This is a genomic window from Bifidobacterium sp. M0353 (assembly GCF_016100645.1).
Lineage (GTDB): Bacteria > Actinomycetota > Actinomycetes > Actinomycetales > Bifidobacteriaceae > Bombiscardovia > Bombiscardovia choladohabitans.
Genome location: NZ_JACFSB010000003.1, coordinates 1 through 11,810, shown reverse-complemented (window position 1 = coordinate 11,810; position 11,810 = coordinate 1). Strand labels below are relative to the sequence as shown.

Here is an 11,810-nt window from a genome sequence, read left to right as displayed (position 1 = left end):
ACATGACGCCTCCCGGCAGGCGGTTCTCCTGTGCTCCGGACACCACAAACGTATACAGTAGTGTGGAAAAGAGCATCAGGAGGGCGTCCCTTGCGTCGGACGACCCCGCCGCACAGCCAGGGTTACGAGAGGGCATGATGGGCTATATCGACGTCATCGGAGAGACGAAACGGTATGTGACCGGCGAGACGACCATCGTGGCCAACAATGAGGTCACCTTCTCCATCGAGAAGGGCGAACTGGTGGTCATCCTCGGCGCCTCGGGGGCGGGCAAGTCGACCGTGCTGAACATTCTGGGCGGCATGGACACCTGCAACGAGGGCCAGGTGATCGTGGACGGGAAGGACATCGCCGGCTATGACGCCCGGCAGCTGACCACCTACCGCCGCTACGACGTGGGCTTCGTCTTCCAGTTCTACAATCTGGTGGCCAACCTGACCGCCAGGGAGAACGTGGAACTGGCCTCTGAGATTGTCGACGATGCCGCTGACCCGGTCCAGACCCTGATCGACGTGGGCCTGGGCGACCGGATCGACAACTTCCCCGCCCAGCTTTCCGGCGGCGAGCAGCAGCGGGTGGCCATCGCCCGGGCTGTGGCCAAGAACCCCAAGATCCTGCTCTGCGACGAACCCACCGGAGCCTTGGACTACCGGACCGGCAAGCAGGTGCTGCGCATCCTGCAGGACCAGTGCCGCAAGAAGGGCGCCACCGTGGTCATCGTCACCCACAACGCGGCCATCGCCCCCATCGCCGACAGGGTCATCCGCATGCACGACGCCCGGGTCCAGGCCGTGCAGACCAATGACAGCCCCGAAGACATCGAAAACGTGGAGTGGTGAGGATGCAGCCCGTCAGGAAGGTGCTCTGGCACGACATCCGGGTCTCCCTGCGCAAGTCCCTGGGGCGGTTCATCTCCATCGTCTGCCTGGTGGCGCTGGGTTCCTTCGCCCTGGTCGGGCTGAGCGTGACCGGGCCGGACATGCGGCAGGCCGGCAACGCCTACCTGTCCGACCACCATCTGGCCGACCTGATGGTCATCAGCAGCTATGGGCTGGACCAGGAGGACCGGGACGCCATCGACACCGCCCCGGGCAACTCAGGAATCGAATACGGGTATCTGAAGGACGTGGTGCTTAAGGGCACCGACAAGAGCCTGCGCATTTACTCCGCCCCCGACCGGATCTCCACCTATGAGCTGGTCGACGGGACCATGCCGACCAGGTCGGACCAGATAGCGGTCGACACGGCCCTGGGTGAGAGCCACCCCATCGGCAGCAGCATCCAGGTGGATGAGAAGGCCGACCAGCTGGGCAGGAAGGTCTTGAGGCACCACAAGCTGCGCGTAGTGGGCACAGTCAGGTCGACCGAGATCCTGAGCAAGGTCAACATGGGCCCCTCCACAGCCGGATCCGGGTCCCTGGACTCCTACGCCGTAACCACGCCCAAGGCCTTCGACTCGAACGAGTACATGATCGCCCGCCTGACCTTCAAGGACCTGGACCGGATCAGGGACCACTATTCCGACCAGTACATCCAGGCCCTGCAGACCCACAAGGACGACCTGAACAGGATCCTGTCAGGCCGCCCCACAGCGAGGCTCAACGCCATCAAGGCCCCCTTGCAGAAGCAGCTGAACCAGGGACAGGACCAGGTGGACCAGTCCAGAAACGAACTCGAGGGGAACCGGCAACAGCTGGACCAGGCCAGGAAGGATCTGGACCAGGGTGCCCAGAGCATCCAGTCCGCCAAGAACCAACTGGCTGCAAAGACGGTGCAGGCCCAGGCGGCCATCGACCAAGGGCAGCAGGAGGTGGACCTGAGCTCGGCCGAACTGGCTCGAAAGCAGAAGCAGTACCAGTCCTCAGCCAGCCAGGTGGACCAGGGCAGGCATCAGGCCGACCAGGGGCAGCAGGCCATCGACCAGGGACAGGCCAAGCTTGATGGTTCCCGCCAGCAGCTGGAAGGCGGCAAGGCCCAGGCCGATCAGGCTGTAGCCCAGGCCCAAGCGGCTCAGACACAATGCAGACAGGGCATCGCACAGGTCACCGGCCTCATTCAGACCATCGACGCCCAACTGGCCACACCCGGGCTGACCCCCCAGCAGCAGGAGGACCTCAACCACAAGAAGGCCGGGCTCCAGGCACAGCTGACCGAACTAAACCGGCAATCACCGCAGATCGATGCCCTGGCGGCCAAGGCCAAGACGGGCCGCGATGCCTTCATGACCAACCAGTACACCCCCGGCATGGCCCAGGTTGCGGCCAACCAGCAGACCCTGGACGCAAAGCGCCGGGAGCTGACCCAGGCAAGAGCCAAGGTGGAGGAAGGCGAGCGCCAACTGGCCCAGGGTAAGGCCCAGCTTGACCAGGCCTCCGCACAGCTGGCCCAGGGCAGGACCAAACTGGCCCAGGCCCGGCGGCAGCTGGCCGACAGCCGGGCCTCGCCCCAGGGGCAGATCGACCAGGCCCAGGCCACCCTGGATCAGAAAACCGCGGAATACCGGACCAAACTGGACAAGTTCAAGAGGGAGAGCCCGGACGCCCAGAAGAGGATCGACGACTCCCAGAAGAAGCTGAACAAGGCGGCCGACCAGGTGAGCCGTCTGGAAAAGCCGGTCTACGCCCTGGACTCACGCCGTGAAGCGCCCGGCTCAGAGGGCTACAAGGTCTATGCTTCCGTCTCCTTCATCGTGGACTCGCTGGCCAAGGTCTTCCCCTACTTCATGTATTTGGTTGCTGCCCTGGTCACCTTCACCACTATGACGCGTTTCGTGGACGAGGAGCGGATCAATGCCGGAACGCTGAAGGCCCTGGGCTACAGGGACCAGGATGTCATGGCCAAGTTCCTGGTCTACGGCGGAACGGCCTCGGCCCTGGGCGCGCTTCTGGGCATCATCGCCGGCCACACCCTGCTGCCCTGGATCGTCTACCAGGCCTATGTCCACGCCTTCGACATGCCGCCCATTCACTACGGCTTCCACCTGCCCATCACCCTCCTGGCCTGCCTGCTGGCCTTCCTGAGCGCCGTTGTCCCGGCCTTCCTGAGCGCCTGGCGGGAGCTGCGCGAGAAACCGTCGGCCCTCCTCCTGCCCAAGCCGCCCAGCGCCGGTTCGAAAATCTTCCTGGAGCGCATCCCCCTGATCTGGAACCGACTCAGCTTCACCCACAAGGTCACCGCCCGGAACATCTTCCGTTACAAGCAGCGGATGCTGATGACCATCTTCGGGGTCTGCGGATCGGTGGCTCTGCTGATGGCCGGTTTCGGCGTGCAGGGGTCCATCTCCGCCATCAACGAGCACCAGTTCGGTCAGGTGATCCGCTACGACCTGATCGCCGCCGAGAACAGCCAGGCCACATCCGACCAGCGCCAATCCATCAAAAAACGGCTGGAAAAGCCCGATGTGAGCCGCTCCCTGAACGTGCGCTACGAGGAGATGAGCAAGACAGCCGGGCACAACGCCGACAAGCAGTCCATCACCATGATTGCGCCGGCCAGCGCCCAGCACCTGGACGACTTCATCCGCATGGACACCCGGTCCGGGCACAAGCCCCTGAGTCTCAAGGGCGACGGCGTGATCCTCTCCGAACGGATCGCCCAGCTGACGGGGACCAAGACTGGCGACAGGATCACCCTGCAGGATTCAGGCGGCAGGGACAGGACCATGCGGGTGGACGGCATCTGCGAGATGTACCTGGGACACTTCGTCTTCATGAGCCCATCGGCCTACAGGACCGTCTTCCACCAGGACTTCACGCCCAACGCCCACCTGGTCACCTTCAAGGACTCCAGCGCGGAGAACACCAGGAGGCAGGCCGCCTCCTTCATACGGATCGACGGCATCCAGGGTGTGGTGCAGAACACGACCCTGATGAGCCAGATCGACACCGTGGTCAAATCCCTGAATATGATCATGCAGGTGCTGATCATCGTGGCCACCCTGCTGGCCCTGGTCATCCTCTACAACCTGACCAACCTGAACGTGGAGGAGCGCATCCGTGAACTGAGCACCATCAAGGTGCTGGGCTTCTACGACCGCGAGGTAACCATGTACATCTACCGGGAGACCATCCTTCTGTCGGCCATCGGCGTCCTGGCCGGGTACGGGTTCGGGGCCTGGCTGCACCACTACATCATCACGACCGTCCCGCCGGACAACGTCCTCTTTGACCCCTCCATCAGCTGGGTGGCCTTCGTCGTGCCCCTGGTCATGATCACGGTCATCACGGCCGGCCTGGGCTGGATGGTCAACAACAAGCTCAAGCATGTGGACATGCTGGAGGCCCTCAAGTCGGTGGACTAGGCCATATCGGCATTTACCCATGCTAATGGCGTAAGCTGGCACTCCAAGAGTCCATAAGTCCATGCCATTAAAGCCATTGAGAATCCAGAAAGCGGAGGACGACGGTGCTGCAGATCGAACACATCTCCAAACAGTACAAAACGGGGGACTTCGTCCAGCAGGCCTTGAATGATGTCAGCGTCAACCTGCGCGACAACGAGTTCGTGGCCATCCTGGGCCCCTCCGGCTCTGGCAAGACCACCCTGCTCAACATCATCGGCGGGCTGGACCGCTACGACCAGGGCGACCTGATCATCAACGGCACCTCCACCAAGAAGTACAAGGACCGTGACTGGGACTCCTACCGCAACCACACCGTAGGCTTCGTCTTCCAGAGCTACAACCTGATCCCCCACCAGAGCATCCTGTCCAACGTGGAGCTGGCCCTGACCATCTCGGGCGTGCACCGGCAGGAACGGCGGGAGCGGGCCAGGCAGGCCCTGGAACAAGTGGGTCTGGGCCAGCACGTGAACAAGCGGCCCAACCAGCTCTCGGGCGGACAGATGCAGCGGGTCGCCATCGCCAGGGCCCTGGTCAACAACCCCCGCATCCTCCTGGCCGACGAGCCCACCGGAGCCCTGGACTCCGAGACCTCCATCCAGATCATGGACCTGCTCAAGGAGGTGGCCCAGGACCGGCTGGTGGTCATGGTCACCCACAACCCCGAGCTGGCACACCAATACGCCACCAGGATTGTGGAGCTGCACGACGGATCGGTCATCAGCGACTCCGACCCCCTGCCCGACGACCAGGTGCCCATCCGCCGGGCACGCCACCGCACCTTCGGCAAGGCCTCCATGGGTCTGCTGACCTCCCTGTCACTGAGCTTCAACAATCTTCGGACCAAGAAGGCCCGGACGGCCCTGACATCCTTCGCCGGATCCATCGGCATCATCGGCATCGCCCTGATCCTGTCCGTGTCCACCGGGGTCAACCGCTACATCGACAGGGTGCAGCGGGAGACCATGACCTCCTACCCCATCACCATTCAGGAGCAGTCCTTCGACCTGAACAAGATAGTGGACTCCGCCCAGGAATCCCAGAAGGAGGCCAAGGCCCACAAGGATCTCAAGGCCATCCAGCCGGACGACTCCAGCATCAAGGGAGCCTCCAGCCTGACCAGCAGCATCACCCAGAACAATCTGACAGACTTCAAAAAATACTTGGACAATCCCAAGAGTGAGATCCACCAGTACGTGGGGTCCGTGGGCATCCAGTACTCCTATGCCACCAAGTTCTCGGTCTTCGGGCATGACCCGGACGGCAAGCTGGTCTCTGCGGACAAGGTGACCATGAGCGGGCAGGACGACGCCAGCTCCACCGCCAGCCAGATGGCCACGGCCAACACCGACAGCGACATGGGCGACATCCAGTCCATGCAGATGTCCTATCTGACCGGCAAGACCGAGAAGAACAAGGCCCCGGAGATCTTCGGCGAGATCATGCCGGGGGCCGATGCCAAGACCACCATCAGCAAGGTGGTGACCGACAACTACCAGGTGGTGAACGGCACCTGGCCCAAGGCCAAGGATCAGGTGGTCCTGGTGCTGGACAAGAACAACCAGATGCCCGTCACCAGCCTCTATAAGCTGGGCATCCTCCCCTCCAGCCAGTACACCGACATGATGAACAAGCTCAACAGCGGCCAGGAGGTCAAGGTCGACACCAAGCCCATCGAATACGCCAAGGCCATGGACCAGAAGCTCTCCCTGGTGCCTGCTGCGGACCAGTATGCCAAGGGGACCGACGGCCATTACCACTACATCGGCGACAGCACCGACCAGATGACCAAGGCCGCAGATCAGGGTCTGCAGCTGCACATCGTCGGCATCGTCCGTCCCAACCAGGGAGCCAAGGCCACACCCCTCAAGGTGGGCGTCGGGTATACCCGCCAGCTGACCGACTACCTGATCGACCAGGCCAAGACCAGCCCCATCGTCACCGACCAGGAGGCCGACCAGGGCCACAGCGTCCTCAACGGGATGGCCTTCGCCCCTGCCGACGATGCCGCCAAGGCCAGCGACGCCAAGGCCTACATCGCATCCCTGGGCGTCACACAGAAGGCCAGCATAGCCCAGGAGATCATGAAGAGTTCGGCAGCCATGGCCGGCCAGGAGGCCCAGCGTCAGGGCCAGGGCCGGGTCGGAGCCGCTGCGGGAGCCCAAGGTCCTGCCGGCATCCCCACGGGGGCCTCAGCCGAGCAGCAGACGGCCCAGGCCTTCGACCAATACATTGCCACCGCCCCTCAGGAGGCCCTGGTCGCCATCTACAACCAGTATGTCTCCACAGGCACCTACGCCGACAACCTGAGCGACTTCGGCCTGATCTCCCGGGACGCCCCCTCCCGCATCAGCATCTACACGGACAGCTTCGAGAACAAGAATTCCGTGGGCGACTCCATCAAGCACTACAACGACAAGGCCGCGGAGAAGAACCGGATCGTCTATACCGACTACGTGGGCCTGATGATGAATTCGGTCACCACCATCATCAACGTCATCACCTACGTGCTGATAGCCTTCGTCGGGGTCTCGCTGGTGGTCTCCTCCATCATGATCGGCATCATCACCTACATATCGGTTCTGGAGCGGACCAAGGAGATCGGCATCCTGCGCGCCATGGGCGCCTCCAAGCGGAACGTCTCCAACGTATTCAACGCCGAGACCGGCCTCATCGGACTTCTGGCGGGCCTGCTGGGGGTGGGCATCACTCTGCTGCTGATCGTTCCTGCCAACAGCATCATGCACCACTTCATGGGCACCACCGAGGTGAATGCGGCCCTGCCTGCCTCGGGTGGCGTGGCTCTGGTCATCCTGAGCGTGATCCTGACCCTGATCGGCGGCCTGATCCCCTCGCGGAAGGCAGCCAAGCAGGATCCTGCCACCGCCCTGCGCACCGAGTGAGGCTGGGTGACACTGGCAAAGAAGTGAATTCCCGCACAGTAGGGCCCTAAGGACGGTCTCTCTTTATTCGGGAATGTCATAATAAACCCCGTGAATGAGCAATCCAATCAGATGACTGATCAACAGAAGAGACAGCCCCTCTTCCCCGGACGGGCCTTCATCAGCACCGTCCTGGACGTGGTCGAAAGCAAGAAGACCATGAGTGGCGCCCTGACCGGCAAGTACATGCAACGAGCCACCATGGCCGGCCTCTTTGTGGGTATCTTCTTCACGGCCTACTTCGTCATCATGGGCCAGGCCGGCCAGAACCCCGCAGACCACGGCCTGATCCTGGCAGGCCGGGTCCTGGCGGCAACCACCTTCGGCTGGGCCCTGGTCCTGATCTACTACACCAACTCCGAACTGCTGACCTCCAACATGATGGTGGTCACCATAGGCGCCTATCACAAGCGTCTGGGCTGGCTGGCCTCCCTGCGGATCCTGGTCCTCTGCCTCCTGGGCAACCTGGCCGGAGCCCTGATCGTGGCCGTCATCCTGCGTTTCTCGTCCATCGTCAGCGGTCCCACCCTGGACCAGATGCTGGCGGCCTCGGCCACCAAGACCGGCTACGTCTCCGGCGGCCCCATGGGCTTTGCCGACCTGTTCGTGCGCGGCATCCTGTGCAACTTCTGCATCAACATCGCCATGCTCATGGTCTATAACGGCAAGCTTTCCAACGACTTCACCAAGTGCATCATCATGGTCGTGGCCGTTTTCGTCTTCGCCTTCTGCGGGTTCGAGCACTCGATAGCGGATTCGGCCCTCTTCCTCATCCTGGGCGTCTTCGGGCGGGTCAACGCCTGGAAGGCGATCCTGGTGGCCCTGGTGGCCATGCTGGGCAACTACATAGGCGGCGGCATCCTGATCGGTCTGAACTTCGCCACCATGAACGACGAGCGCCACTTCAAGGCCTGATAGCCTTTCCGTAAGCCACCATCCACCTGCTCACCTTGGTCTCATGCACGCTTACGAGCCTGAGCGAAGACACCCATCATGAAGAAACTCGAAAGCCTGCGTACTGGCAGAAGGCGAAGGTTCATGATGAGCGTGAGTCAGACAGCAGCCGACAAGTCCCTGGTGCAGGAGTTCTACGACCAGGTCTTCACTCGGGGAGATACCAGCAACCTCGACAGGTTCATGCGTGACGACTACATTCAGCACAATCCAACCTGCGCCGACAGGAAGGCGGGCTTCCCAGCCCCGGGTCCGCATATCGAGATCATCAGACTAAACGGCTAAGACGACATGGCCTACGTCTTCTTCAAGGTCGACAAGGTTTGCGACATTTACCGGCTGCAGGACGGCCAACTGGCTGAGCACTGGGACCCCATCGAGCATAATGTGGAAGACATACCGCCCCGCAACAGCAACGGCATCTTCTGACCCAGCGACATAATACATAATAAAGGGCAAAGCCAAACTCGGCAGGAAGACGAACGTGGCCGCTCCGGGACATGTATGCCTTGTCTGGCTGAATCCTCAATCCAAAATGCCGCCTCACTCACCCAGACGCCTGCAACGTTGATATGGTCACTCAGGACGGATTCAACTGCTTCCATGTCATTTTGCTAACGATATTATCGCGGTCTCCTCGGCAATCCGCCGGTATGGAAGAAACCCGTCCCCGCACTCATGGCCGTCTCCAGAATGGTCTGGGCCTCCCGGTCGCCTGGCGATCAACATCGACCGACCAGAGCCACACGGGAGGCCCGGAATCATGACCGTCCCAGACTTATGGCGCTCAAGCCCGATCATCCGTCCATGCCTGTTTAGTCTTGTGTGGTTATTCCAGCAGGTTGCGGCGCAGGGCCTCCACCTGGTCGGGTCCGAACCCTAGAGCCCGATGTGCATAGGCGAAGACGTCGCCGTAGGCGTCGATCATGAGCTGGCGGGCGTAAATCAGATATTCCTTCTTGACATAAAGTGCAACCGCCAGTGCGTCCAGTGAATCCTGGTCGAAGCCCTTGGCGCGGAATTGGTCCAGCAGCTGATTGTTGGCCGCGACCCTCTCCTGGTTGGTCTTCAGGTAGTCCGCGAATATCTGGTCGTCGTCCACCTCCAGCAGCCAGAGCACCAGAGCCGCGGCGAACCCGGTCCTGTCCTTGCCGGCAAAGCAGTGGAAGAGCGTGGCCCCCTGGGTGTTGCCCACGACAATGCGCAGGAAGCGCCCAAAACCTTTCTGAGCGCCTGGATTCAGGACCATGTCGTGGTAGGTACCCAACATATGGTCGTTGACCCGATCGACCGAACCTATCGAGGCGAAGTCGTTCAAGCTGGTATTGCGGGCACCGATCATACCCAGCAGATCGATGTTGGTAAAAGTGATGCCTTCGATTGAGTCGTCAGGACTCTCCTGTATCTCGAAGGGTCGGCGGAAGTCCACGACCTGCGTGACTTGGTAGCGTTCGACCAGATCCCTCCTGGTCTCCTCGTCCAGGCCGACCAGCTGCCCGGACCGGATGAACCCGTGGGGACGGACCCGGCGGCCATGGATGGTCCGCATGCCACCCAGATCCCGAAAATTGGTGATGTTCATCGACGACCTCCTCTGATACGTTTCTCTTCCATCAAGGCCACCAGGCCCAAAAGTACGACCGCACAGACAATGGCGATATACAGCACGATAAAAGTGTCATTCCAACCATGCAGCACATGTCCCAGCACGGTCAGCCCATCGGACGAGGAATCCGCGATCTTGGCCAGCAGGACCTTGGCGGTGGAATCACCGAACAGGTAGGCGAATGCGCCGACCATGCCGCCGGACAGCACATTGGCCCGCTTGGGAATTTGATTGAGCATGGAAATATTGATCAGCATCTGGGGTCCGAAGATGAACATGCCCAAGAAGAAGAGCGAGATGTAAATGACCACAGGGGTGCGGCCCAGCTGGTAGCCTGCCATTCCGAGCGGCAGGCAGATGGCGCAAAGCGTGGAGACGAGGGCGGGCCTGCCACCCAGGAAGTCAGACACCACTCCCCAGAGAAGGCATCCAATCAAAGCACCCATCTCGAAATAGAAGATGGTCCGCGCGCCGACCTGATTGCTGAAATGCAGCTGCTCAGTCACACGCAGAGGCGCCCAGTTGTCGATGCCGATGCGGATCAGATAGACGAAAACGTTGCTGACGCAAAGCACCCAAACCCAAGGGTTCGAAAGCAGATACCGGCGGAAAATCTGCCAAGTGGTATCATCATGCGACTCTTCGTCCTCCTGTTTGACAGGCTCATTGAAGATCTTTTCTGAGGGTTCCCACCCGAGATCCTCAGGCCGGTTCTTACCGACCAGGAAGCACATGATTGCCACAAGAAGCGCCACTACACCCGGGACGATAAACATCCCCGCCACCTTGCCTCCGAAGAAGGTTTGGGCACACCAGATGGCGAATACTCCAGCCAGGCCACCGCCTATATTGTGGGAAGCGTTCCAGACGCCCAAATATCGGCCGTAGGTCGTCTTCGTCGTCCAGTTGGAGATCACCGTGGCGCAGCTTGGGCCTCCGGCGCACTGAAAGACCCCATTCAAGGCCCATAGAACGATCAACCAACCCATAGGCACGTGGCTTAAGGTAAAGAGGAAACCGATGCAGATGACTACGATAGACGAGCAGAAAAGCATAATCGATGCAATCTTCTTGTTGTCTTTGCCTGTGACCAGATATCCCACAACGATTTTTCCGATCCCATAGACAACAGAGAAAACAAAACCGATTACGCCCAACTGCTGGGTTGTGATGCCCAGCTGCTGCTTCATCAAAGGCTGGGCTGCTTTAAAATTATTCCGAACAAGGTACATGGTAATGTACAGAATGATGACCATCAGATATGGTTTCATAAACTCACGGAACCAAAGATGTCGTTGTTCGGTTACCGATATGGTCGCCTTCGGCACATGTTTGTCCAAGTGGATATCGAATATCCTGCCAGCCATCTAATACCTCCCTGTATATGGTGGGCAACAGCTGACATTCTACTTATTTGCTTTAACGTTTTATGTATTGACACACAGGGGTTTTGAGACAGTGCTGAAATACCTCAAAACACAGTTTTCGGACGGGTTTCGCTGAAGGCACGGGGCGCCCCATGGATACAACACAGCCTTATGCTTTTTGGGCATGGTGTTTGACAGGGCACTGATCCCGATCAGAGCAGTTAACCTCAACAAATGGTTTATCAAAGTATCGTATGAGCCAGAATGTCATTAGTTTGCTCAACAGAAGTTTCATTTTTATTGTCCAATGTGTCCTGATGGCACTGGCTCAGATCTCATAAGGCGGGCAGGTATGTGCCGTTTGGCAGTATCGCGCCATAAAGCGTGCTGATATAGCTTAAGTACTGTGAGGTATAGAGGCGTGGCATGCAGACAGAAGGTGTTTTGTGGGGTATATGCCCTGAAATACAGTAAAGGCCCCTGGTGACTACTGTCATCAGAGGCCTTTGCTTTTCATGTGTAATGGCGGCGGTGTGCTACTCTCCCACACTCTTCCGGGTGCAGTACCATTGCCGTGCTGGGTCTTAGCTTCCGGGTTCGGA

The 11,810-nt window shown here is 60.1% G+C and carries 8 protein-coding genes; 6 read left to right on the top strand and 2 right to left on the bottom strand.

Features of this window, described 5'->3' with window-relative positions:
* The first annotated feature begins 137 nt into the window (after window positions 1-137).
* The 6 genes from H3V04_RS08235 to H3V04_RS08210 all read left to right on the top strand — a co-directional run bounded on the left by H3V04_RS08235 (window position 138) and on the right by H3V04_RS08210 (window position 8,664).
* The gene (locus H3V04_RS08235) at window positions 138-839 is read left to right on the top strand and encodes an ABC transporter ATP-binding protein (RefSeq protein WP_015021075.1); all 702 of its coding nucleotides are present in this window, start codon (window positions 138-140) and stop codon (window positions 837-839) included.
* A 2-nt stretch (window positions 840-841) separates the two neighbouring features.
* Window positions 842-4,300 (top strand): FtsX-like permease family protein, encoded by a 3,459-nt coding sequence (locus H3V04_RS08230; protein WP_198188050.1) that lies wholly within the window; start codon window positions 842-844, stop codon window positions 4,298-4,300.
* Between the two features lie 104 nt (window positions 4,301-4,404).
* On the top strand, window positions 4,405-7,242 hold the full coding sequence (locus H3V04_RS08225) for an ABC transporter ATP-binding protein/permease (protein WP_198188045.1): 2,838 nt from the start codon (window positions 4,405-4,407) through the stop codon (window positions 7,240-7,242).
* 111 nt (window positions 7,243-7,353) lie between these two features.
* Window positions 7,354-8,196 (top strand): formate/nitrite transporter family protein, encoded by an 843-nt coding sequence (locus tag H3V04_RS08220; RefSeq protein ID WP_232342656.1) that lies wholly within the window; start codon window positions 7,354-7,356, stop codon window positions 8,194-8,196.
* Window positions 8,197-8,319: 123 nt separating this feature from the next.
* Window positions 8,320-8,520 (top strand): hypothetical protein, encoded by a 201-nt coding sequence (locus H3V04_RS08215; RefSeq protein ID WP_198188044.1) that lies wholly within the window; start codon window positions 8,320-8,322, stop codon window positions 8,518-8,520.
* Window positions 8,521-8,526: 6 nt separating this feature from the next.
* A complete protein-coding gene (locus H3V04_RS08210; RefSeq protein ID WP_198188043.1) occupies window positions 8,527-8,664 on the top strand; it encodes a hypothetical protein in 138 nt (45 codons plus the stop codon).
* Window positions 8,665-9,064: 400 nt separating this feature from the next.
* On the opposite strand, the gene H3V04_RS08205 is transcribed toward H3V04_RS08210, so the two are convergent.
* Both H3V04_RS08205 and uhpT read right to left on the bottom strand, forming a co-directional pair.
* Window positions 9,065-9,817: a tyrosine-protein phosphatase gene (locus H3V04_RS08205; protein ID WP_198188042.1), complete on the bottom strand. Its 753-nt coding sequence runs from the start codon at window positions 9,815-9,817 to the stop codon at window positions 9,065-9,067.
* On the bottom strand, window positions 9,814-11,208 hold the full coding sequence (gene uhpT / locus H3V04_RS08200) for a hexose-6-phosphate:phosphate antiporter (protein ID WP_198177064.1): 1,395 nt from the start codon (window positions 11,206-11,208) through the stop codon (window positions 9,814-9,816). The genes H3V04_RS08205 and uhpT overlap by 4 nt, the downstream gene beginning before the upstream one ends.
* Window positions 11,209-11,810: the final 602 nt, after the last annotated feature.

Excerpts from the sequence above, each read along its gene's own strand:
- H3V04_RS08220 (WP_232342656.1), top strand. The coding sequence starts at position 7,354 with ATGACTGATCAACAGAAGAGACAGCCCCTCTTCCCCGGACGGGCCTTC.
- H3V04_RS08205 (WP_198188042.1), bottom strand. The coding sequence starts at position 9,817 with ATGAACATCACCAATTTTCGGGATCTGGGTGGCATGCGGACCATCCAT.
- uhpT (WP_198177064.1), bottom strand. The coding sequence starts at position 11,208 with ATGGCTGGCAGGATATTCGATATCCACTTGGACAAACATGTGCCGAAG.
- H3V04_RS08230 (WP_198188050.1), top strand. The coding sequence starts at position 842 with ATGCAGCCCGTCAGGAAGGTGCTCTGGCACGACATCCGGGTCTCCCTG.
- H3V04_RS08215 (WP_198188044.1), top strand. The coding sequence starts at position 8,320 with ATGATGAGCGTGAGTCAGACAGCAGCCGACAAGTCCCTGGTGCAGGAG.
- H3V04_RS08235 (WP_015021075.1), top strand. The coding sequence starts at position 138 with ATGGGCTATATCGACGTCATCGGAGAGACGAAACGGTATGTGACCGGC.
- H3V04_RS08210 (WP_198188043.1), top strand. The coding sequence starts at position 8,527 with ATGGCCTACGTCTTCTTCAAGGTCGACAAGGTTTGCGACATTTACCGG.